We start from the raw sequence: 22,413 nt of genomic DNA, 5'->3' as shown, positions 1-22,413 counted from the left end.
GGGCGAGCGTTGCAGCGAAGGAGGGCGGAATCGGAGCAGAGGGAGCGAAGCGCCCGCCTTTGGAGCGGGATTTCCCCTGCTGAGGGGGAATGAGGAAGAAATCCCGAGCCAACAGCGGCCCCCAGCCCGATCCGCCCGCCGAAGCGCCCGCACCGCGAGCCTCCCGCGTGTTTAACTAATTATTGCATTAGCAAAGGAGGACTTATTAAATGGCACAGAATCAGCTGAACACTTCAGCACATAAAATATCTTCCACTGCGACAGGTCACACTTACTGGGTGATTCCCGATGGTTACATTCCACCGGACAGCTCGGGCTCACTGGAGAGTCATGAGAGTATCTGTGTATTAAATACAGGCATAGTTGATGCACAGCTGCAAATAACGATCTACTTCGAAGATAGGGAACCGCTTGAAGACATCGTGGCTGAGGTACCTGCGCGGAGAACAAAACATATCCGGACAGCGTCGTTGAAATTGGGTGAACAACTTATCCCACCGGGAGTACCCTACGCCATTACCGTTTCCAGCAATGTTCCTGTTATCGTTCAATACAGTCGTCTGGATGCAACTCAGCCTGAACTGGCACTCATGAGTGTTATGGCGTTTCCATTGGGATAACACGGATAACAGCTGAATCATGAAAAGCAAAGACGACCCGTAACCTTGCATGAACTGCAGGCTGCTGATCGTCTTTTTGCGCTACTCATCGTATTTATACGTACTGGCATTGAGGATTTTCACATGAACCTCCACCTTTCCGAGTTTAAACCGCTCAAGTGGATTAGCCCGTTTATATACCTCCTGTCTCCATAGGGGGAGGTCATGACGATAGAGATGTTCCACAAAACCGTAGGAATCAATCTTGCGTGATTTGGTTTTCTCAAACGTATTGCGGATTTCGGACTCAATCTGTTTCTCCGCCTCCTTTTCCATGACATGGGGAGAACGGTGAGATTCATGATCCTCGATGATGGCACTTTTAACCGAAGTAACCAGGTCAAAGGTAACACCATTTCCTTCTTTCTTCGCCTTAATCGTGGTTTTTGGGTTATTAAGCCTAAGCGTCAGGTTAGGTGTTTTACTCTCGTTCCTGTATACGTACAACGGATATTGATAGACGTGCTCATAATTTACGAATCGTGTACCATCAGCGTCCTTGCCCGTCACCCTGCCTTGACTTTTACCGTTTGAAATGACATAAAACCCATCCATTCTAATAAGCGGGGGGGCTTTATCCCCGTTAAACCAGGTCTGATTCTGATTGGTAATAGAAGGCAAGAGAATAACTGAAGCAGGCTCCCGAAATCCGTCAAGGAGCTGGTGAAGCCGGATCGGTTCATAACCGGAATGTTGCTTATACAGCTTCATCGGTTCAAACAACTCGATGGTCTGGGCAGATTGGTTCAGCAGGGCAGAGGGAGAGAGTACATCGGTAATGTTATGATCTGTACCGTAGAGCCAGGGGGTATATCTCAGTTGGCCTGAATGCAACAGTGTATTGAAGACATCCTCTAGCCGTCCATTCAATATATTTTTGGATAAGACAATCGCTTTTACATGGGTCCACAGCGTTTGTTGCTGAGAAGTTTGATATAGGTCATCAATAGCCATACTCAGCGTAGAACCCTCACCCCGTCCGATCCAGATATCACTTGCTTCCCTTGAAGTTGGTCCTTCCTGCTTGGCAATACTGGAGAAATCAATGAGTTGAGCGTAAGCAATGTATTGGTTGTCCACATAGTCTATCCCTACAGCCGTGATAAAGTTAATGCTCTGCACCTCTTTGGAATCCCAGCACCCGGTCAGCAGGATGAAGCAGCTTATAAACAAGCTAACCTTAGCCATCCATCTTGTCACGAGCGTTTCCTCCGGCGAGAGGGGTCCTGTGTACGGAGTACGGCTGGGCGCTTGGTCCGTTTCATGGAAGGGGGCATGGATACGGCTTGGGTGAAGTCGCCGGGAATATAAGGAGAGACGGGTGACAGATACGAGACGCCATAACACTCCAAGGATACGAGGTGCACCAGCAGACCAAATAATCCAAGCATGAAACCGAATAATCCAAGGATGGAAGAAATGATAAGCATCCCAATCCGGACTTGAGCAGTAGCCCCACTGAGTACGGTATTTACCAAAATATAGCTAGAGATAACCGAGATAGCCACAGTGACAATGATTGTGGGGGAAGTAATTCCTGCTCGAATCGCTGCATCTCCGATAATAAGCCCACCTACCACGCTGACGGTCTGTCCCAAGGCGCGTGGGAGTCGACGGCCAGCTTCATTAAATAGCTCGAACATAAATATCATTAAAAATGCTTCCAGCGTTACTGGCATAGGTAGACCCATCCGGGTACCTGAAATGGTTGCGAGCAGAGGCAAGGGAATCTGCTCCACATTGAAACTGGTTAGGCCGATATAGAAGGCAGGAAAGAAGCAGGCGATCAGTAATCCGGAAATGCGCAAAATTCGCTCAAAAGTAACAATGAAAAAAGGGGTACTCTCGTCTTCCGGCGATTTCAATTGATTGAATAGCGTGGTTGGAGCGATGATGGCTACCGGTGAACCTTCAATTAGAACAACAAATCGCCCATTTAAAAGAGAGTTCACGACATAATCGGGTCGCTCCGTATTGTCCGTGAGCGGGAAAATGCTGCGAATTCCACCCATAATCGCACGTTCCATAATGGAGGTACCGAGAATGCCATCGATTTCAATTTGGTCGAGATTTTGGCGTGCTTCTTTCAGAATATCCGGGTTAATGATGTCTTTGACATACAACAGACCAATAGAGGTCTGGGTACGACCGCCTTTAACATATTTTTCATAACACATGGAAGAGGTTTTCATTCGTTTGCGAACGAGGCCGATATTCACGGACAGCTCCTCAGTAAACCCATCCCGAGGGCCTTTAATCGATGACTCGATTGCCGATTCCTCAGGGTTTCTTCCTGGTATATTCGCGATATCCAGACTGCAGGACTGATCACCATTTCCGAAAATGAGCAGTAATTGTCCGCTAAAAATCAACAGGTTTAGATTCTCTATATCTGTGAGATCTTTCACCGGATTCAATGTTAATCCCAATTCTTTGGGGTGTGCTTCTTCTATGAACAGGGAATGCTGTTCCAGCCGTGGGATAATAAACTGGTTGATTTGTTTGCCGTCGACCAAACCGTCGCAATAGATCATAATCACCGACATATCGGTTTCATCTTTGGCTGGAAAGGTCTGAATAACAACATCTGCGCAGGGATTGAACTGCTTTTCGAAAGAGGCAAGCAGTGTTTCATGGGACGTGGTGTCAATCGTTTGGTGCTCCATGATGTTTCCTCCTCTGATGGCGTGAACTGATGTATGCAACGGCTGTTGCAACCACCGCTAGTCCGCTCAGATACATGAGATTGAACGGGAATATGTATTGGACAAGCAGCTTTTCGAATGTCATATCATCCAGAGGATACAGCATGGAAAGAATAAATAAGACGCCAAGAGTGGCACAACATAGGATCCTTCTGGAGGCGCTCTTAATATTCCAAATTTCTACCACAATATACATGGCCAGACTAATTCGGGTAAACGAACCGGCGAGCCATTGATAAATAGAAAAGAAATCAGTCTGGGCAATATATTTGCCCAAGGAGGCAATTCGCCATTCTTCAAAGGCGGGATATCGCATTTTGGCAGCTTCAAAAGGGTCGAATTCCACGATTGCCCCAATAAGTGGGCCAAGTGTCAGCCCCAGAATAATGAACGCGAGCATCAGGTACTGCCATACACGTATGCGCTTGGAGAGATGGGGCTGTATGTACCAGATGAACAGCAGCTCAAACATGCCTGCAAGGCTGTAGACCGTACCATGAAGCACGGGATTCCAGCCATGTTCAAGCACAGGCAGCAGACGACTATAATCCTTGTATTGTGTATTAACAATAGCGACATAGAAGCCAAGCAGCACAACCAGGGGCAGGATCAATCCTGCTGTAAATGCCAGAGAGCGTATTCCTTTATAGGCCGCATACGCACAGAGAGACATCAGGGCAATGCTTGTAACCAATACGGGTGTCTCCGTCAGATAATTGGTTTTGGCCCAAGTGGTGGTATCATGCAGAGTGAAGTAGATCACGGACAGAAAAAAGAGGCTGTTTCCCACTCGAAACAGCAGGCCAAGAGGCTTGCCAAGACGGGAAGTCAGCCATTCATGCAGGGTCTGGTGCTGGAGAGAACGAGAGACATAGGCAAGCATTAAAGTGAATATAAGATAAGGCCCGGCAGACAACAGAACGGATATCCATGCATCTCTTTTGGCAGAAGACAAAAGGGCAGGGATGATCAGGACGTGGCTGATCAGGCCGACAGATAACATTATTAACATCATGGCTTGCAAAAAAGAAGGCTGTGTTGGTTTCATGCTGAGGGGACCTCTTTTCCCAATAGACTGTTCTCAGCAGTGTTAACGTGATCAAGCCTTCTCATACCGTCAGTCGAAATAACGTATCCCCATCGCTTCACGAACCTCAAGCATCGTCTCACGTGCAGCCTGACGGGCCTGACGTGTACCTTCCACGAGGATTTCCTTCACTTCATGCCCACGTTGTTCATAGTAATTTCGCCGTTCACGGAAAGGAGAGAGCAGTTCGTTAATTGCAGTGCCTGCAATCTTCTTGCAATCCTTGCAACCGATGGTGCCATTACTACAGTTCGCATGAATCTCAGCGGCTCCATCCTTTCGAAACAGCTGGTGATAGGCAAATACAGGACAAATATCCGGGTGTCCCGGGTCAGAACGATGAATGCGGGCAGGATCGGTTTTCGCTCGAGACAGCTTGGCATGCACATCATCAGGACGAGCATTCAACGAGATGGCATTGCCCATACTTTTGCTCATTTTGCCAACGCCATCGAGTCCGCCCAGCCGTTCCCCGGTGAGAATACGTGGTTCAGGCAGAACTGGCGCATATAATTCATTGAACCGCCGTACCAGTTTCCGCGCTGTTTCGATATGTGGGATCTGGTCTTCGCCTGCCGGAACAAGGGTTGCTTTACAGAACGCAATATCCGCAGCTTGACTGACGGGATAACCGAGAAATCCATAATAGAGATCCTTATAGCCACGGTCACGCGCTTCGTTTTTAATCGTGGGATTATGCCGAAGACTGTTCACCGTGATAAACATGGAGAATATGACAGTCATCTCGGCAATTTCCGGAATCATCGACTGGATGAACAGCGTGGCTTTATTGGGATCGATACCTACGGCAAGATAATCGAGTGTCACTTGATGCACGCTGTCTGCAATCAGCCCCGGTTGATCATAGTGGGTCGTGAGCGCCTGTACATCAGCCAGTAAAATATACGTTTTGTACTCATCCTGCAATTGCACCCGACTGCGCAGGCTGCCCACGTAATGGCCGAGATGAAGCTGTCCGGTCGTCCGGTCTCCGGTTAAAATAATATCCTTGTTCATAGTTCATTCTCCTTTGATTTTGTGATTTTACGATCCTTAATTGCTGACGCCACCAGCCGTCTTCCACGACCATCACCTCCTTTCAGCCTGCAACAGTCTTGGGTACATCCATAAATAAAAAAACCTCGTCCTTCATCCTGTTTCCCGGACGGGAACAGAATAGAAGGACGAAGCTTATGCTTCGCGGTGCCACCTTAATTGGCCGCTGGTTGCGGCCCACTTGAGGGATACGGATGAAATATATGCGGGAATCCCACATATGTCTTATCGATATCCTGTCCATGGATAACGGCTGAACATGCCGCCTTGCCTACTGACGATCCGCGCTCCTGAGTTAGGTGGCAGAACGGGTTCAACTCGGAACTCCGAAGCCCATTTCCACATGACCGATACACCTGCTCACACCATCCGCCGGCTCTCTGAGGTATCCTGTCCTGTGTACTTCTCTTCATCATTGTTGATAACGTCCGTTTACAATTTTTCACATTGTATCACGCTTTATCTGGATTGACCAGTCTGCGTTTTCTTCCGCTCATATTGGTGCCAAGTACACCTGCGATGATCAGCAGAGCTCCAACAAAGTGGTATCCATGAACGGGTTCATGCAATATCCAGGCTCCACCAGCAATCGAAATGAGCGTGGACAAATTACTGAATACACTCATTTTGGAAGCTTCCAGATGAGTCAGGGCATAACTCGCCAGCAGCGTGGAGAACATGGTGGAGAGGACGGCCAGATAGGCCAGTGCTCCTAGGTAAGATACATCTCCGAGTGGCTTCACATAATCCATCATGGTTCCGCTGGACGCATGACGAATCAGGGAAGCGGCGTTGAACACTATAAATCCAACCATCAGGGTCACCCAGGTCAATTCCATCGGTTTATATTTCTGCGCCAAGGGTCTTGCCAATACACCATAACCTGCAAAACACACCGTGGAGAGCAGCAGTAAAGCAATACCTTTAAAATTGCCTGCCGACATCCCGCTTCCTTTCATCAAGAAAATAAAGATTACACCCGCCACGGACAACAGCAGGAACAGTTTTTGTAAAATGGATGTACGTTCCTTTAGAAAGATAGAGGCTAGAACTAGTGTGAATACAGGGGCCATCGCCTGGATAATCCCTGCTTCCGATGAGTTGGACGAGACAAGCCCGAATGCCTGAAAGGCAAAGAACAAAACAGGAGAGAGCAGTCCTAGCGGAATGATACGCCACAGATCATGAAGGGTTAGCTTGATCTTGATCCATCCGAAAATGACAGGCATGCTGACTACGAGTAATGACAAAGCAAAACGATGTGCAAGTACATCAATTGGATGTGCAACACTCACCGTCATTTTAACAAATAAAAAGGATAAACCAATAATGGCTGCATATAAAACAGCTGCTACATATGCGTATGTTCTAGTTTGGCTATTGTTCATAGGGTTTCCTCCAAATAATACGGTTTTTCTTGTCTACTGCAACGGCGCATATATTGCTGCGTGGGCTGTCTGGTCTTATTCAATATACTGCCAGACCAATAGTGGTACAATAGACAAAAACGTTTACTGTACCGGTACACTTAAGGTAATGCAGAAGTAGGAGGAGAGGCAGAATCCAATGAGAAAATATGAAATTATCGCTGAATCACTTAAGCAATGGATTCAGGACCAATTGCGGCAGCAGAACAGTGGACAGTGGCAGGACAAAGGAATCAAACTGCCGGCTGTGCGTGTTCTGGCTGAGCAATATCAATGTAGTGTGAGTACAGCCATACGCGCGTACGAGTGGCTGGAAGAGCGGCATCTGGTCTACGCGGTACCTCAGTCCGGGTATTATGCGGTTCAGAATGGGGCCGAAGTGGAGGATGGGGAGTGGCAGGGGCCGCTGGATTTTGCCTCCGCAGCTCCTGATCCGAGAGTATTCCCTTATTCCGATTTTCGCCATTGTGTGGACCAGGCGATGGAGAAGAAACAGGCGGACCTGTTTTTGTACGGAACCGAGAGAGGTTTGCCTTCCTTGATTGAATTGTTGCAGAAGCAATTCGCCGATTATCAGGTGTTTGCCCGGAAGGAGCAGTTCTTTATTACGTCAGGCGTACAGCAGGCCCTAGCTGTGCTGGCGCTAATGCCTTTTCCCAATGGGAAAAAGCAGGTGATGCTCGAACTGCCGGGTTATCATAATATGCCTTCGCTTCTACAAGGGCTGAATGTACCGATTGCTGGTGTCAGACGCTCTCTGGATGGCCTGGATTGGGACGCGCTCGAACGACAGTTCCGCGAAGGAGACATCAAATTTTTTTATGTCATGCCGCGTTTCCACAACCCAATTGGCACTTCCCTGAAGGCAGCTGAGAAGAAAAGATTGATCCGCCTGGCACAGCGTTACGATGTCTATCTGGTAGAGGATGATTTCTTGGCTGATCTGGAAGAGAATACGAAGCAGGACCCGTTATGGTCGTATGATACGGAAGGGCGAGTCATTTATCTGAAAAGTTACTCCAAAATCCTGTTTCCCGGCTTGCGGATTGGTGTGGCTATTCTGCCTGAAAGTCTTACTGCATCGTTTAGTAAATACAAAAAAATGCTCGACATTGACACTGCGGTACTGTCCCAGGCTGCACTTGAGGTCTACATTCGTAACGGGATGTTTGCTCACCATGGCAAAGTCATCCGTAGCCGCTATGCTGCCCGGATGAACAAGTTGTATCAACAGCTTTATGCCTTCCCGGACTTCATTCCATTTGCGAATGCACCGCGTACAGGCGGGGAGCATACGGTTCTGCCACTGCCTAAGGATATGCCGCTGAGGGTCTTGCTGTCCCGGTTGGATCAACGGGGAGTTATTGCCGATACAACAGAACGATATTATCCGGAAGGTGCACAGGAGATACTTCAGGATAAAATGCTGCGGTTAAACATATCCAATGTACCCAAGCAACGGATTAAGGAAGGGCTGCGGATTATCCGGGAGGAAATAGCGAAACTGCAAAAGGCGTCCACACAAGCGGATTAATCGCTTGGGGGACGCCTTTATTTCATGTGATTAATTTCAATGACATGCTATGCTGCGACGTGTGAATTGTTAGATGACTGATTACGCCTGAGCCATAGCTTTGAAGGAATCTTCTGCGGCTTCCAATGTTTCTTGAACATCCTTGTCCGTATGTGCAGTGGTCAGGAACCAGGCTTCATATTTGGAAGGAGCCAGATTAATGCCACGATTCAGCATATGACGGAAGAAGGAAGCGAACTGTTCCCCATCGGTATCCTGGGCTTGATCGTAGTTCGTAACCGGGTGGTCACAGAAGTGGGTGGAAAAGGCACCACGAATTCGGTTAATAGTTAAAGCAATGCCATGACGATCCGCAGAAGCCTGAAGGCCTGTAGTCAGTTCGATGGCAAGACGTTCCATCTCCGCATATACACCTTCGCCTTGCAGAACTTCCAGACAAGCGATACCCGCAGAGATGGACGCAGGGTTACCAGCCATCGTTCCGGCTTGATAGGCCGGGCCGAGTGGAGCAACCTGCTCCATAACCTGTTTACGACCGCCGTAAGCACCGATTGGCAGACCGCCACCGATGATTTTGCCAAGTGCGGTCAAATCCGGTTCGATCTCTGCATGACTGTCCAGTCCCGCGTAAGTCTGTGTGGAGCCATAGTGGAAACGGAAGGCTGTAATGACCTCGTCGTAAATGACAAGCGAGCCATTGTCCCGTGTCATGGCACAGAGTCCTTCCAGGAAGCCAGGTTCCGGCATAACCATACCGAAGTTGCCGACAATCGGTTCAACCATGACTGCGGCGACATCATCGCCCCAACGCTCCAGAGCTGCTTTCAGGCTGTCCAGATCGTTGAAAGGTACCGTGATGACTTCATGCGCAATGCTCGTTGGAATGCCTGCACTATCCGGGATACCCAGCGTGGAAGGCCCCGAACCTGCTGCCACAAGGACCAGGTCGGAGTGACCGTGATAACATCCGGCAAATTTCACGATTTTATTACGTTTGGTGTAGGCGCGGGCAACCCGGATGGTGGTCATGACCGCTTCTGTACCGGAGTTTACAAAACGAACCTTGTCCATCGAAGGAATGGCTTCTTTCAGCATTTTGGCAAGCTTGATTTCAAGTTCTGTTGGTGTGCCGTACAGCACACCATTTGCTGCTGCCTCGGTAATCGCCTGGGTAATATGGGGGTGAGCATGTCCTGTAACAATCGGGCCGTACGCCGCGAGGTAGTCGATATAACGGTTGTCGTCTACATCCCAGAAGTGTGCACCTTGCGCCTTTTTCATAAATACAGGTGCACCGCCACCCACCGCTTTGAATGAGCGGGAGGGACTGTTCACACCTCCTACAATATGTTGAAGTGCTTCTTCGTATAAAAGCTCTGAACGGGAACGTGATGGATTCATAAGATAACTTCCTTTCGTATTAGAGAAACAAAACACAGCGAGAGGGCAGCATATGTGCTGCCCTCTGCGTGTTGCACTTCATTACTGTGCGGGTTGCTTGGAGTCTTGTTCGTCACCACTTGCCGTTTTGTCTTCGGCTCCAGTAGTACTGCCTTCCTCTTGAGCAGGAGGATGAATGATATCTTGAATATATTGCTTAAGCTTTTCTTCATTGGTTACGGTCAGCACCTCAGCTCCGCCCGGTGTCCGCTCTTCCTTGAGCATTTTCATTGGCGGGATTTGCTCGCTGCCGTTCATGCTGCTCTGATATCCAAGTCCGCCCAGCTTCCACATGTCGGAGAGGGTCAGATTGGTATCTACATAAGGATTTACTTCTTCCAGAATGGAAGGCAGTTTGGCAATCGTTGTCGTTGACTGCATTTTCGCTGCTACAGCTTTCAGGAATTCGCGCTGCCGCTCGGAGCGGGCATAATCCGACATGGCATCATGACGGAAGCGAACATACATGAGAGCCGTATCGCCATCCAAATGCTGGTAGCCTTTTTTTAGATCAATATCGTATTCATTTTTGTCCGCTTTACTTGTATAGTGCATGTCCTTCTCTACGTCAAAATCCACACCGCCAACGGCATCCACCAATTTGATGAATCCTTGGAAATCGGTATACACATAATACTGGACAGGGATACCCAGCAGATCTCCGGCAGCTTTCATTGCCACGTTGGGACCATGGGTAATCGCAGTATTGATGCGTTCCTTACCATACCCGTCAATGTTGACGTATGTGTCGCGAAGAATGGAGAATAGATTAATTTTTTTGGTGAGTGGGTCAAGCGAAACGACCATCATGCTGTCAGAACGAGGAACTTCCCCCTTCTCCAGCCCGCGGGCATCAACACCCATAACGAGAATATTTACCGTTTCGGTGCCTTCCCATTTCGGAGGATCCGGTGTACTTACTTTTTCAACATTTTCGATACCGGCAAACGGCGAATCATCGCCTTCCTTTTGCAAGCCATTCAACTGATTGAGAATAGAACCGAAATAAAATGCCGCAGCGCCTCCAACAATCAGCACGAAGGCGGCAAGAGAAATCCAAATGGTTCTCTTCGTCTTTCTGGTCATGCTAGCTCTCCTTTGTATTCAAAATAAATGAAGATGAGTCCAATTTGATCTAGCCCGGGCTTTCCGTACACGACATATCTGTGAGATGCAACAGAGGACGCGGCCTCAGACTATTTTTTAAAGCTTGCTGAATTTTGACTGATACTATTATAATTTCTTTTTGGGCTACAAGCAATTTCAACAAAATCCAAGTGAGGTATAATCATGCTGGCGATTGATGTCAAAGATTTACGCAAGTCGTTTAGCGTCCAGAAAAGTCGAGGAGGGCTTAAGGGCGCATTCCAGGATCTGTTTGCACGTCAATACCAGGAGGTATTGGCTGTAAATGATATTTCATTTCAAATTCCGCAAGGCGAAATATGCGGATATATTGGGGAGAACGGTGCCGGTAAATCAACAACGATTAAGATGTTGACCGGCATTTTGGTGCCTACTTCAGGGCAAATATCGGTTGGTGGATATGTTCCGTATCAGGAACGTGAGAAATTTGTGCAGAATATTGGTGTCGTATTTGGTCAACGCAGCCAATTATGGTGGGATATCGGTGTCATTGAGTCCTTCCATCTGCTGCGCAAGGTGTATCGAGTAGGTGAGGTCGATTTCCGTAAACGTCTGGATGAACTGGTTGAGCGGTTACAGCTTCAGGATCTGCTGAATCGTCCGGTTCGTAAGCTAAGTCTTGGACAGCGTATGCGTTGTGAGCTGGTCGCTGCGCTGCTGCATAATCCGGATATTGTGTTCCTGGATGAGCCAACCATTGGTCTGGATATTGTTGTGAAATCGGAAATTCGTGAATTCCTGAAAGACATGAATAAGGAACACGGAACAACCATTTTGCTGACAACCCACGATCTGCAGGACATCGAAGCTTTATGCTCAAGAGTTATTATGCTCGATGCGGGCAATATCATCTATGATGGCGGGTTGGATCATCTGAAGTCCCAATGGGGCAAGGAACGGGAAATCCGGTTCAAGTTTGGCACGGCTCACCCCATGGAACAAATGCTGGAATGGACTGCTGCGCTCCCTGTTCGCTGGACGGTGGAGAACGAATTGTCCGCATCGGTCTGGATTCCGCTTGAACTCAACGTGTCGGATGTGCTGGGACGGGTCGTTGGACAGGCAGATATTACCGATATTCAGATTATAGAGATTAACACGGATGAGATTGTGCGCAGTATTTACCAATCTGGTTCCGCCGAGCGTCCCGAGATTGTGGGCGCAAAGAACGAAGCGGTGGGTGTATCCTAAGATGAATAGTGCATTTTTTGATTTTATGCGCATCCGGTTCCTGACGATGCTTGCATACCGGGTGAATTATTATTCCGGCATTTTGATATATACGCTGAATATCGGCGTGTATTACTTTACGTGGCAAGCCATTTACGGCAGTAGTGGTGAACTAGGCGGTTTTACGGCAGCTCAGATGACGACATATGTGGCGGTATCGTGGATGGCGCGTGCGTTTTATTTTAACAACCTGGACCGGGAAATAGCCGCGGACATTCGGGATGGCTCCATTGCCATTCAATTCATAAGGCCGATCAACTATGTCATGGTCAAAATGATGCAGGGTCTGGGCGAAGGTATTTTCCGTTTCCTGCTGCTCATGATTCCTGGAATGCTCATTGCCATTCTGTTGTTCCCGGTTGAACTGCCTACGGCGCCGTCCGCGTGGATTGGCTTTCTTGTCATGCTGTTCTTCAGTTTCCTCATTAACTCCCAGATTAATGTCATTACAGGACTGGCCGCATTTTTTGTGGAAAACAATGAAGGCATGATGCGTATGAAACGCGTTGTGGTTGATCTGTTCTCCGGTCTGATTATTCCAATCAGCCTCTATCCGGGCTGGATGTCCGCGGTGATGAAGGTATTGCCTTTTCAGGCCATTACGTATCTGCCCGGCTCGGTTTTCACCGGAAGAGTGGAAGGCACAGGCATCTGGAGCGTACTTGGCATTCAGGTGTTCTGGTTTGTCATACTGCTCATTCCGATGATGCTGATCTGGCGTCAGGCGCGTAAGCGTCTGTTCGTGCAAGGAGGATAACAGAGTGTACTATATGGGTCTGATCTGGGAATATTTAAAAAATTACATGAAAACACGTCTCACGTACCGCGCCGACTTTTGGGTCGAAATCCTTTCGGATTTGTTATTCCAGGCAACCAATCTTATTTTTATCTTTGTGGTTTTCAGACATACGGATAATCTGGGCGGATGGAGTGAGAGTGAAGTTCTTTTTGTTTATGGATATTTTATGGTGCCTTACGGTATCTTCAGTTGCTTTATCAATTTGTGGGGGTTCAGTGAACGGTATATTGTCAAAGGCGAGATGGATCGCATATTAACACGGCCTGCGCATAACCTGTTCCAGATTTTACTCGAAAATGTGGACCCGCCTGCACTCGTTGGTTCGTTTATCGGTCTGATCATTATGGTCATCGGCGGTGCGGAGATGGGGCTTGTGCTGGAGTGGTGGCATATTCCGGCCCTCATTATTCTTGCTCTTAGTTCAGTGTTAATCTATGCAGGAATCTATATCACCCTGACGTCGTTATCTTTTTATTCGGATGCACCTACAGGCATCCTGCCATTAATGTACAACATTCAGGGATATGGACGTTATCCGGTAACCATCTATAACCGTGCGATTCAGGTTCTGTTAACGTGGGTCATTCCGTTTGCCTTCGTGGGCATCTACCCGGCAGCCCTGTTCCTGGAAAGATCCGAAATGCATCGTATGGCGATGCTGACACCTGTGATGGGATTGGTGTTTGGCTCCATCGGCCTTCTGCTATGGAATTATGGCGTGAAGAAGTATCGCGGAGCAGGATCTTAACAGAAGCCCTTTGTGAAAGGTTAGACGAGATAAAGGAGGTAATGAGATGACATTAACCGAAGGCAAGCCGGCACCAGACTTTGAACTTCCGTCCAGTACGGGAGAGACGGTGAAGCTCTCGGATTATCGCGGACAGCGGGTGCTGATATATTTTTACCCGAAGGATATGACTTCTTCCTGCACACAGCAGGCATGTGATTTCCGTGATCGTCATGAGGAGTTTAAGGGGTTAAATACAGTTATTCTGGGGATTAGTATTGATCCGATGAAGCAGCACGACAAATTCATTGCCAAATACGGCTTGCCATTCATCCTGTTATCAGACGAGGAACATCAGGTTGCCGAACAATACGGCGTATGGCAGCTCAAAAAGATGTATGGCAAGGAATATATGGGGATGGTACGCTCCACGTTTCTCATTGATGAAGAGGGTGTCCTGCTGAAGTCGTGGTTGAAGGTGCGAGTCAAAGGCCATATTGAGGCAGCGTTGGAGGCTTTGCAGGTTTTGTAACTCATTCGTTCTGGTTGGATTAAACCATTTGAATAACATCAAAGGCTGTGCTCGCGGAATTTGCCGTGAACACAGCCTTTTTATGTGGGAATGCGATCAGATGTTATCTGGTTGTTCTTACGGGAACGGATTCGATGAACGAATAACAACAACAGAGGAATAATAAAACTTACGGTCATATCCCATTCCACCCAGGCAGGCATAATGGTGTTGGTATAGAAGATGACATTGGGAGAAATCAGGATGGCCAATGCAAACACGAGCAAGGCTGAAGGGAGAATGAGTGGTTTGTATGCTTTTAACTGAAACAGCTGAGCCAAACCGATAACAAAAGCAAACATATACAGGAGGCATTTGAAATAGGTTGCGATTAACCATGCGGTAGCCATGAAGGCTTCAATACGCTCAAAAAAATTACCGATATTAATCTTCTGAGACAGGGTATAGGAGATATAGATATTATGCTGGGTTAGGAATGGCCCCACAACGAGTAGTGAGAACAGTAACAGAACACTCAGGAGCAGACCTCCGCAAAACGTGGCAAGCAGCATGTCACGTTTAAGGTTGGGACCAGACTTCACATAAGGAAGAATCATGGTAAGCACGATTAACTCTCCGAATGAGGTAAATGCGCCCCGAACAATTGCTTCAATTAGGTGGATCCAACTGATGCTCAAGAATGGTTGTAAATGTGAACTGTTTATTTTGGGAAGCAACCCCATGAAGAGGAGAATCATGAAGGCGACAACAACAGGAGTCAGCATTTCTATACTTGCCCCCATGGGTTGTAAACCTTTTATAAGGCCCAAAATAAGCGAACATATGAGCATAATCAAAATGACACGGATGGGGGTCTGAAGGTAGATTTGGGTGGTCAAAAAATCTCCAACCTCACGGATGCAGATGGCGGCACCGATGGCGAAATAGAACAGGTAACCAATAGATAAGACTGATCCTGCCCATGGACCAAGCAATTTTTTGCAAATTTCTATTAAAGATAGTTCCGGGTAGGTTTGATGAAGTCTGTACAAAATCCAAATGAGGAATAGGCCGATTGGCTGACCGAGGATAGAGCATAACCATGCATCATGTTTGCCCAAAGCTGTGACCAGTGAAGGATAGATCAGAATCATATCCCCTACCATGACAAGAAAGGTAAGTAAAGAAAATTGACGAATAGTGATTTTTTCTTTAATTATCATGGTCTCTTCCTCCTTCCTTATCGACTTAATTAATGCTCTAGCATTCTGTTATCCGGATGACTTGGTTTCCCGGCGCTTTTTAAACATATGCACCAACAGTAACAACCCAGGCAAAATAATACTTAATGTGGTATCCCAATCCACCCAATATGGAACGACAGTAATGACGATGAAGGACAAATTGGGCGAAACCAGATTGGCAAGGCCAAATATAAGCAATGATGCAGGCAGGATGAGTATCCGATACTGCTTGAGCTTAAATAGTTCGGCGCACCCGACGATAAATGCGTACATATACACCATCGCTTTAACATACGTGGAGATGAGCCAGGAAGAAGCCATGATGGCTTCAATACGCTCAAAGAAACCACCGATGTTAATCTTCTGAGATAAAATAAAGGAAGCATAGATGTTATGCTGTGTAAGGAACGCACCTAGAACAAGCAGAGAGATAGTAACCAATATAGCCAGCAACAAGTTGCCAAGTCCTGCCGCAACAAGAACATCCCGAGTTCGGTGAGCCTGTTTTAGCGTGTAGGGAACAATCATCATAATGGGGACCAGTTCACCTACCGGATATATGATACTGATGAGAATACCCTGAAGGATGTGAACGACGCTGGTATCCGTTGCAGGCTTCAAATTGCTGGGATCAACCTGAGGTAATAGACAGAATGCAAGCACGAGAATAAATACGATAAGGATAGGCATTAGCAATTCACTGCTTCTCCCCATCGTTTCCAGACCATGATATAACCCCCAACCAACCGTAATAACAAACATCAGAATGATGACGCGAATCGGGGTGTACTGAAAGATTTGGGAGGTGAGGAAATCTCCGACCTCTCGGGTGTGTGTTGAGGCACCTATTACAAAAAAGAAAAGGTAAAATCCGGATACAAGACTGCCTGGCCAAAATCCCAGAATGCTTCGTGAAATCTGTATCAGATTTTCCTCCGGATACAGACTGGACAGCTTTAAAAACATGAGCATGAGAGCCATTCCCAATGGAACCCCGATAAGAGCACATATCCAGGCATCTTGTTTGGCATAGGATGTGATGACCGAGGGATAGATGAGCATCATATCCCCGACCACCATCATGAAAATGAGAGTGGACAATTGTCTTGTTCCGATGCGGCCCTGCTCAAGCATAATGTCCCCTCCTTTTTTCCTAAGTTCCAGTCAAGTGTGCCAGAAATTGATTTACAGGTTCATAGATCCATATGATGAGATAAAGTGGACTGGGGAATTCCCACAAGTTTGCCGCAATGACGCTGAAAAAGGTAGCCAAGAGCAGCAAGACACTGTAAACGGCTGTTTCTTTCCATTCCTTGCGACGTATGAGCCCAGGCAGATCGAACCATCCAATGAGTCCTGCGGTCACTATGACACTAAGTGTAAGTAACACCCTGTCTCACTCCCTAATTTGATCTTTGAACGAATCATCCAGTGTGCCTACACGTTTGATTTGTACATTGACATCGTAATGAACATCCAGATTTTCCAAATAACTATCCCAATCCTTCTCCACCTTTTTAAAGAACTTGGGATCAGCATGATAGACCTCTTGCCCGAATCCGAAAATATCAACGTGGAATTTGCGCTGTACCGATTTGACGGATTTTTGCATTAGATCTACAAGACGTTCCTCACTATCCCGTTCCAATTCTTTGAGTACTTTCATTGAGCCAATTTTTATTTCACATTCCACTGCACCGATGGAGGATACATTTTTCATTTTGATGTTGACTACAGGATGTCCGGCAACAACTTTGGCATGTCGTTTGGTCGTTGTGCGAAGTGCTTTGAAGGTCACATATCCTTCTTTGCGGCAAGGCAGATGACTGATGGTGGATACCACATTATTACGAATATAGTTATATCCCTTGGATTCATCCTCCGTTAGCCAACCAATCAGCTTATCTCCCTTAAATACGGACAATCCAGTGGAATTTAGGCGAGCAGGAGACCTGATCGTCGCAATATTGGATTGATTTCCACTTTTCGCAGGTTGACCAATAACCTCTATACCTGTAATGACAGGCTGTATGCCCGGAGACAATATATATTCCATTAATTGATCCCCGGTAACGGTTGTCGTAGGGGACCAGATTTTGGAGGAGACATCCAGCGAATTAAACATTTTTTCCGCAGGAATGTTTTCAAGAGGTGTTAGCACGTCAAGCACTTTAGAAGCCGTTGTATTTCGTGCCACCATGACGTAATAGTCAGGCCGAACCGTTGGCTCCCTCATTAAGGCTTCGGTCACATCATAGATGCCGTTTTTACGAGCGTACTCCTCGCCAAAAACCAACACCCGTATATGTGCCATGAAGATACGACGTGGACTAGATTCCGTTAACTTTTGAATGGCTTCAAACAAGGTAGGCGCAGAAGCCTGGTACTGAGTCACAGGGGTCCCCTTGCCTCCCCCGGACTTGGACTTGGAGGATACTTCATTAGGGACAACCACTTGAGCACTCACTTTAATCATATCGCCATCCTTGTCCACACCAAGACCCAGCATGATGCCAAGCTCATTGAGTTCCTGACGATCCCAGCATCCGGTAAGGAGAGGGAGCAGAACGGCAAAAGATAGAATCAATTGTAGGCATTTGTTCATTCACATTCTCCTTACCGATTATCGCTTCGTTTTTTTGTTTGCTTGTCTGGTTTCATTAGGAGTTCCGGTAGAAAGCGGACGGGTTTTCATTCGGGGCCAAGGTACACGGAAAATGGTATCTTTGAGATCTTTCCCGATGTAAGGCGCGAACGGGGACATGTAAGACACACCAAAGGACCTTAGACTGCATAGATGGGTTACCGTAATCAGCAGAACCATCAGAATTCCGTAGAAACCAAAGGCAGCAGCCAGGATCATCAGCACAAAACGCAGAATCCGCACAGAGATGGACAATCCATTTTCCGGAATAACATAACTGGATATCGCTGTAATGGATACGATAATAACCATGGCAGCCGATACAACGCCTGCATCTACTGCGGCCTGACCAATAACAAGAGTACCTACGATGGAAACGGCCTGACCGACCGTTTTCGGTATACGTATGCCGGCCTCCCGCAGAATCTCATAGGTCAGCTCCATTAAGATGGCTTCAATAAATGCCGGAAATGGAACACCTTCACGCTGTGCTGCCAAACTAATAAGCAGGTTGGTAGGAAGCATCTCCTGGTGAAAGGTAGTAATGGCAATATAGAAGGATGGAGCGAGCAGCGCGATAAAAAAGGCCAGATAACGAATCAGTCGAATCAACGAACTGATGTCGGCCCGTTGGTAGTAATCTTCGGGAGACTGAAAGAAATGAACAAACAAGGCTGGGACAAGCAGTACGAAAGGAGTTCCATCTATAATGATCGCTACCCGACCTTCAAGCAGTGCAGCACATACGGTGTCTGGTCGCTCACTGTTATAGACCGTAGGGAAGATCGTACCTGTTTTGTCCTGCACAAGTTCTTCGATGTATCCACTTTCTAGAATGGCGTCGATATCAATTCCATCAAGTCTGCGCCGCAGTTCTTTTACAACCTCCTGATCGACGATATGCTCCAGATATACCACGGCTACCCTGGTGTTGGTGACTCGGCCAATCACCCTTTCCTCAATCCAGAGATGGGGGTCTCGAATTCGTTTGCGGATTAACCCTGTATTTGTACGCAAATTTTCATTAAAGCCTTCCATGGGTCCTCGAACAACCGTCTGGGAGATCGGTTCACCGACGGCGCGATCTTCCCAGCCTGCTGCTGCAATTTTCAAGCCCTGATTGGAACCTTCCAGGAGCACAACGGCAAAGCCTGCCAGAAGGGCATCAAGAACTTCTTTCATCTCATCGATCAATATCACGTTGCTGGCCGCCAGCACGTCATTCTGGAGATAGATCAGATGCTCATTATCTTCCGAAAATTCAGGTAATTCTCGGGTTTGTAACAAGGATTCCAGGATGGAATGATTAATAATCTGCACATCCACCATTCCATCGATGTACAACATGAAAGAAGGCCATTTGTGCAAACATTGCAGTGGACGAACCATCAAGTCTTTGCTATTCCCCATCACTTGGTTGAAGTAATCTATATTTTCCGTAAGATTCGGAGATATTCTCTGATCCTGACTGCTCTGCGCTGCTGTATTCATTCCTTCACCCCTTATACACCCTATATTTGCAAATTAGTATGACCTGGATGAATCAGGATTATCACAAAAGTGTTATTGAATATCCCACAAAATAAAAAAGAACATTGTCAATCCTTATATATTAGAATACTATCTAATTAGATTTACATCTAATTTAAGAGGAGAGGATTTGTCATGTTGTTTAGATCTTCCATTCTGCTTTTGCTACAAAAAGAATCGGAGTACCGCAAGTTCTTTGTCGCGGGATTAGTGAACGGCATAGGTGACCGTTTCTGTCAGGTCGCCATGCTTTCGCTCATTCTCAGCACAACAGGATCTGGACTTGCCGTAGGACTAGCCCTTGGTCTGCGTGTGCTTCCATTTCTGCTGCTTGCCCCGTTAGGAGGCATGTTAACCATGCGTTTCTCACGGCAAAAGATTATGCTGTTTACCAATCTGACAAGGGTGCCATTTGCTCTGAGTTATTTGCTCGTAAACAGTGCGGATGATTTATGGATTCTATATACAGCGAGTACTTTACTAGCCTGTGCTGAGGCTCTCTATGCGCCGGTGCGCAAATCAGGCATACCACTGCTTGTACAGCCGGAACATTTGCTCAAAATTAACGGACTTGAACAGGTGATGAACGGTACGGTGCTGATTGTAGGTGCCTTTCTTGGGGGAATCACCTCATCAGTGATGGGGCCGCAGGCTGCGTTTATAACCAATGCACTGTGTTTCCTTGTGTCAGCTGTTATGATCCGTAAAGTCTCGTTTCCATCGGGAATGGGTACTGAATCAAGTGAGAGATCACTTGAAAATGTGGAGAGATCAGCCGCTGCAGCTTCTGGTAAACCTTCAGTGGTTACTAGTAGCAATGGTGCAGTTCATGTTCCTTCGGTGATGTGGCGGCTGGTTCGATCCTCTGTAGCATTACAGATCATCATCCTGTTCGAGTTATGGGTACCGGTCATAAACGGGATCGATAATGTATTGATCAGCGTTTATGCAATTGAAGTGTTTGCCCTTGGGGATTGGGGTGTAGGTCTGTTCTATGCGGCGCTTGGGACAGGGCTGGTATTAAGTAGCTGGTGTTCTCGTTATTTTCAGCATTTCCTGCTCCCTGGAGTAGTCATGTGTCTGCTCGTGGAAGGGGGATTGCTTATGCTACTTAGTATGGCGACTCTACCAGTGATCGCCGTGTTGATCTATATTCTGCTGGCCCTTATGTCAGGTGTAGGCAATGCTTGTCTGGATACATTGCTGATGCGTGAAACACCTGAGAAATACAGAGGGCTCATCTATGGTTTGGCGACGGCTTGCAGTAGCAGCATGCTGGGGTTGTCCATGTTTGGTGCGGGTTTGTTATTAGAAGTGGTGGAACCCCGTACGCTTGGTTTCGCAGGCGGCTTGGGTTTCGCGGCAATTGCTGCTTTGCTTACAGCCTATGGATGGTTAAGAGCACGAGAGGCTTTTAAGATTAGACGTACAACCACAAGAACATGAAAAAAAGGAGCCGCGATATGCAGCTCCTTGCTAATAACAGAGAGTAACCCTGAGGTTCCACATCTAATAGGGCAGAAAAACCTTTTGCGCTCAAATGTGATGTATTTATTCATTGATATCATCCATAAATATGTGTAATATAGAGTGATTAAACGTTGTTAAGTGAAAGTTTTAGGAATGATTAAATACTCAGATCCGCAATGCTTTCACCAATACGAGCTGCCGCCTGCCCTTGCATACCACTACCATTTGTAAAACCTACTTTGTAGGTACCAGTACTCCAAGCTTTATCACTCCAAATATTCCACGTCTCGCCTCCTGGAATGCTGTGAGGACCGTTTTTGTCACCAGCAATACTTACAGTAATAGCCGAAGAACCCGTATTTTTGATCCAAATTTTCCAGTAAACATATGTACTGGACAATACGATAGACTTGTCTAAACTTGTATTACCACCAAAGTTACTAACAACAAATCCTTCAGTTGAAGCCATAGGAGATGGTCCTTCAGGGACTATTTGAGTATTATCTGGAAGTCTCTCATAGTAGTAAGTGCCATCAAAGAGGATATCACCTACTTCTCCATGGATAGCATTGTCATTGACGGAAGTATCCACCGTAATAACATGGCCAGGAATATCTTTTTTAGGTGAAACTTTTGCTGCAGCGCTTGATTGCAATGCTGGATCTGCAAAAGCAGAAGAAGTTGTTGCGACTGCGGCGCCTAATGCAAGCGTCCCTAGTACCTTTGTAACCTTGCTCACTTGGTTCTCTCTTTTCTAAATATTGTATTTTAATTAAATATATTTACAGTTAAAGTGTATCAATCGTTGTATATATATGTAAACATATTATTTTAATAGACTTGACTTGTCTTTTGTAGTCCCGAGAAATAAAGAACAGGAGGGTAAGTAGGGTGAATAAAGCTAATAATACGGGGATGGTACGCATGATGGATGTGCTTGGCTTTCCGCTTGAATATTTTGTTGATGATTCTAATCAACGTCTGACTTTAAGGAAATATAGAACAGCTGAATTGTTTGTTTTGTTCCTCTATGGGGTGCCTTGCCTACTTTAAAAAGTTGTTACTTCCATCGAAGCACCACAACAGAGTTTATTTTGAAAAGAAGCAAACTCGCAGTAAGGATAAGCGCTGCGGTTTGCTAAGATCATGGCAGAGTACCCCGCTGCATCACAAAAGAAATGGGCCGAGCTGCTTGGTGTATCTC

21 protein-coding genes and 1 other annotated feature are annotated in these 22,413 nt (G+C 46.7%); of the genes, 8 read left to right on the top strand and 13 right to left on the bottom strand.

Annotation, left to right across the window (positions count from 1 at the left end; all coding sequences use genetic code 11):
• Positions 1–209 precede the first annotated feature (209 nt).
• Positions 210–620, top strand: a complete 411-nt coding sequence (locus ACFVQB_RS23115) for a sensory rhodopsin transducer (protein ID WP_379444591.1) — start codon at positions 210–212, stop codon at positions 618–620.
• An 81-nt stretch (positions 621–701) separates the two neighbouring features.
• Here ACFVQB_RS23115 and ACFVQB_RS23110 read toward each other — a convergent pair whose 3' ends face one another.
• The 5 genes from ACFVQB_RS23110 to ACFVQB_RS23090 all read right to left on the bottom strand — a co-directional run bounded on the left by ACFVQB_RS23110 (position 702) and on the right by ACFVQB_RS23090 (position 6,895).
• Entirely contained in the window at positions 702–1,859 is a 1,158-nt protein-coding gene (locus ACFVQB_RS23110) for a Ger(x)C family spore germination protein (protein WP_379444588.1), read from the bottom strand.
• The gene (locus tag ACFVQB_RS23105; protein ID WP_379444585.1) at positions 1,856–3,325 is read right to left on the bottom strand and encodes a spore germination protein; all 1,470 of its coding nucleotides are present in this window, start codon (positions 3,323–3,325) and stop codon (positions 1,856–1,858) included. The genes ACFVQB_RS23110 and ACFVQB_RS23105 overlap by 4 nt, the downstream gene beginning before the upstream one ends.
• Positions 3,306–4,412 (bottom strand): GerAB/ArcD/ProY family transporter, encoded by a 1,107-nt coding sequence (locus ACFVQB_RS23100; RefSeq protein ID WP_379444581.1) that lies wholly within the window; start codon positions 4,410–4,412, stop codon positions 3,306–3,308. Before ACFVQB_RS23100 ends, ACFVQB_RS23105 begins: the two co-directional genes overlap by 20 nt.
• Before the next feature lie 69 nt (positions 4,413–4,481).
• Positions 4,482–5,468 carry a tryptophan--tRNA ligase gene (gene trpS, locus ACFVQB_RS23095; RefSeq protein ID WP_379444577.1) on the bottom strand — a complete coding sequence of 329 codons (987 nt, stop codon included), beginning with the start codon at positions 5,466–5,468 and terminating at the stop codon, positions 4,482–4,484.
• 160 nt (positions 5,469–5,628) lie between these two features.
• Positions 5,629–5,932: a binding site (T-box leader), on the bottom strand.
• Positions 5,933–5,959: 27 nt separating this feature from the next.
• Entirely contained in the window at positions 5,960–6,895 is a 936-nt protein-coding gene (locus ACFVQB_RS23090) for a DMT family transporter (protein ID WP_379444572.1), read from the bottom strand.
• A gap of 178 nt (positions 6,896–7,073) precedes the next feature.
• On the opposite strand from ACFVQB_RS23090, the gene ACFVQB_RS23085 reads away from it, so the two are divergent.
• Positions 7,074–8,468 carry an aminotransferase-like domain-containing protein gene (locus ACFVQB_RS23085; RefSeq protein ID WP_379444568.1) on the top strand — a complete coding sequence of 465 codons (1,395 nt, stop codon included), beginning with the start codon at positions 7,074–7,076 and terminating at the stop codon, positions 8,466–8,468.
• Between the two features lie 81 nt (positions 8,469–8,549).
• Here ACFVQB_RS23085 and ACFVQB_RS23080 read toward each other — a convergent pair whose 3' ends face one another.
• Together ACFVQB_RS23080 and ACFVQB_RS23075 are read right to left on the bottom strand one after the other, a co-directional pair.
• Complete coding sequence (locus tag ACFVQB_RS23080) at positions 8,550–9,869, bottom strand: glutamate-1-semialdehyde 2,1-aminomutase (protein ID WP_379444565.1); 1,320 nt, start codon at positions 9,867–9,869, stop codon at positions 8,550–8,552.
• Positions 9,870–9,950: 81 nt separating this feature from the next.
• Positions 9,951–10,994 carry an LCP family protein gene (locus ACFVQB_RS23075; protein WP_379444561.1) on the bottom strand — a complete coding sequence of 348 codons (1,044 nt, stop codon included), beginning with the start codon at positions 10,992–10,994 and terminating at the stop codon, positions 9,951–9,953.
• Between the two features lie 204 nt (positions 10,995–11,198).
• Here ACFVQB_RS23075 and ACFVQB_RS23070 point away from each other — a divergent pair, with 204 nt between their 5' ends.
• From ACFVQB_RS23070 to bcp, 4 genes are read left to right on the top strand one after another with little or no spacing between them, the layout of a single operon-like run.
• Positions 11,199–12,245: an ABC transporter ATP-binding protein gene (locus tag ACFVQB_RS23070; protein WP_063568167.1), complete on the top strand. Its 1,047-nt coding sequence runs from the start codon at positions 11,199–11,201 to the stop codon at positions 12,243–12,245.
• 1 nt (position 12,246) lies between these two features.
• Positions 12,247–13,041, top strand: a complete 795-nt coding sequence (locus ACFVQB_RS23065; RefSeq protein WP_053779604.1) for an ABC transporter permease — start codon at positions 12,247–12,249, stop codon at positions 13,039–13,041.
• Between the two features lie 13 nt (positions 13,042–13,054).
• Positions 13,055–13,831, top strand: a complete 777-nt coding sequence (locus ACFVQB_RS23060) for an ABC transporter permease (protein WP_379445474.1) — start codon at positions 13,055–13,057, stop codon at positions 13,829–13,831.
• 46 nt (positions 13,832–13,877) lie between these two features.
• Positions 13,878–14,342 (top strand): thioredoxin-dependent thiol peroxidase, encoded by a 465-nt coding sequence (gene bcp, locus ACFVQB_RS23055; protein WP_379444554.1) that lies wholly within the window; start codon positions 13,878–13,880, stop codon positions 14,340–14,342.
• 80 nt (positions 14,343–14,422) lie between these two features.
• Here the strand turns inward: bcp and ACFVQB_RS23050 are convergent, their stop codons facing one another.
• Genes ACFVQB_RS23050 through ACFVQB_RS23030 form a run of 5 tightly spaced genes read right to left on the bottom strand, consistent with a single transcriptional unit; the run spans position 14,423 to position 19,700 of the window.
• Positions 14,423–15,544: a GerAB/ArcD/ProY family transporter gene (locus tag ACFVQB_RS23050; RefSeq protein WP_379444550.1), complete on the bottom strand. Its 1,122-nt coding sequence runs from the start codon at positions 15,542–15,544 to the stop codon at positions 14,423–14,425.
• Between the two features lie 48 nt (positions 15,545–15,592).
• Positions 15,593–16,699: a GerAB/ArcD/ProY family transporter gene (locus tag ACFVQB_RS23045; protein WP_379444546.1), complete on the bottom strand. Its 1,107-nt coding sequence runs from the start codon at positions 16,697–16,699 to the stop codon at positions 15,593–15,595.
• Positions 16,700–16,718: 19 nt separating this feature from the next.
• Positions 16,719–16,955: a hypothetical protein gene (locus tag ACFVQB_RS23040; protein ID WP_379444543.1), complete on the bottom strand. Its 237-nt coding sequence runs from the start codon at positions 16,953–16,955 to the stop codon at positions 16,719–16,721.
• Between the two features lie 6 nt (positions 16,956–16,961).
• Complete coding sequence (locus ACFVQB_RS23035) at positions 16,962–18,170, bottom strand: Ger(x)C family spore germination protein (protein WP_379444540.1); 1,209 nt, start codon at positions 18,168–18,170, stop codon at positions 16,962–16,964.
• Positions 18,171–18,188: 18 nt separating this feature from the next.
• Positions 18,189–19,700, bottom strand: a complete 1,512-nt coding sequence (locus ACFVQB_RS23030; RefSeq protein ID WP_379444537.1) for a spore germination protein — start codon at positions 19,698–19,700, stop codon at positions 18,189–18,191.
• Between the two features lie 174 nt (positions 19,701–19,874).
• On the opposite strand from ACFVQB_RS23030, the gene ACFVQB_RS23025 reads away from it, so the two are divergent.
• A complete protein-coding gene (locus ACFVQB_RS23025) occupies positions 19,875–21,185 on the top strand; it encodes an MFS transporter (protein ID WP_379444534.1) in 1,311 nt (436 codons plus the stop codon).
• A gap of 181 nt (positions 21,186–21,366) precedes the next feature.
• On the opposite strand, the gene ACFVQB_RS23020 is transcribed toward ACFVQB_RS23025, so the two are convergent.
• Positions 21,367–21,948 (bottom strand): hypothetical protein, encoded by a 582-nt coding sequence (locus ACFVQB_RS23020; protein ID WP_379444530.1) that lies wholly within the window; start codon positions 21,946–21,948, stop codon positions 21,367–21,369.
• A 152-nt stretch (positions 21,949–22,100) separates the two neighbouring features.
• Here ACFVQB_RS23020 and ACFVQB_RS23015 point away from each other — a divergent pair, with 152 nt between their 5' ends.
• Entirely contained in the window at positions 22,101–22,262 is a 162-nt protein-coding gene (locus ACFVQB_RS23015) for a hypothetical protein (RefSeq protein ID WP_379444527.1), read from the top strand.
• Positions 22,263–22,413: the final 151 nt, after the last annotated feature.

It is taken from the genome of Paenibacillus sp. NPDC057886 (genome assembly GCF_042796655.1).
Classification (GTDB): Bacteria; Bacillota; Bacilli; order Paenibacillales; family Paenibacillaceae; genus Paenibacillus.
The sequence above is the reverse complement of the archived record's forward strand: the minus strand, read 5'-3'. Positions and strand labels throughout refer to the sequence as shown.

Coding starts and splice junctions, on each gene's coding strand:
- ACFVQB_RS23115 (WP_379444591.1), top strand. CDS start 210: ATGGCACAGAATCAGCTGAACACTTCAGCACATAAAATATCTTCCACT.
- ACFVQB_RS23105 (WP_379444585.1), bottom strand. CDS start 3,325: ATGGAGCACCAAACGATTGACACCACGTCCCATGAAACACTGCTTGCC.
- ACFVQB_RS23100 (WP_379444581.1), bottom strand. CDS start 4,412: ATGAAACCAACACAGCCTTCTTTTTTGCAAGCCATGATGTTAATAATG.
- trpS (WP_379444577.1), bottom strand. CDS start 5,468: ATGAACAAGGATATTATTTTAACCGGAGACCGGACGACCGGACAGCTT.
- ACFVQB_RS23090 (WP_379444572.1), bottom strand. CDS start 6,895: ATGAACAATAGCCAAACTAGAACATACGCATATGTAGCAGCTGTTTTA.
- ACFVQB_RS23085 (WP_379444568.1), top strand. CDS start 7,074: ATGAGAAAATATGAAATTATCGCTGAATCACTTAAGCAATGGATTCAG.
- ACFVQB_RS23080 (WP_379444565.1), bottom strand. CDS start 9,869: ATGAATCCATCACGTTCCCGTTCAGAGCTTTTATACGAAGAAGCACTT.
- ACFVQB_RS23075 (WP_379444561.1), bottom strand. CDS start 10,994: ATGACCAGAAAGACGAAGAGAACCATTTGGATTTCTCTTGCCGCCTTC.
- ACFVQB_RS23070 (WP_063568167.1), top strand. CDS start 11,199: ATGCTGGCGATTGATGTCAAAGATTTACGCAAGTCGTTTAGCGTCCAG.
- ACFVQB_RS23065 (WP_053779604.1), top strand. CDS start 12,247: ATGAATAGTGCATTTTTTGATTTTATGCGCATCCGGTTCCTGACGATG.
- ACFVQB_RS23060 (WP_379445474.1), top strand. CDS start 13,055: ATGGGTCTGATCTGGGAATATTTAAAAAATTACATGAAAACACGTCTC.
- bcp (WP_379444554.1), top strand. CDS start 13,878: ATGACATTAACCGAAGGCAAGCCGGCACCAGACTTTGAACTTCCGTCC.
- ACFVQB_RS23050 (WP_379444550.1), bottom strand. CDS start 15,544: ATGATAATTAAAGAAAAAATCACTATTCGTCAATTTTCTTTACTTACC.
- ACFVQB_RS23045 (WP_379444546.1), bottom strand. CDS start 16,699: ATGCTTGAGCAGGGCCGCATCGGAACAAGACAATTGTCCACTCTCATT.
- ACFVQB_RS23035 (WP_379444540.1), bottom strand. CDS start 18,170: ATGAACAAATGCCTACAATTGATTCTATCTTTTGCCGTTCTGCTCCCT.
- ACFVQB_RS23030 (WP_379444537.1), bottom strand. CDS start 19,700: ATGAATACAGCAGCGCAGAGCAGTCAGGATCAGAGAATATCTCCGAAT.
- ACFVQB_RS23025 (WP_379444534.1), top strand. CDS start 19,875: ATGTTGTTTAGATCTTCCATTCTGCTTTTGCTACAAAAAGAATCGGAG.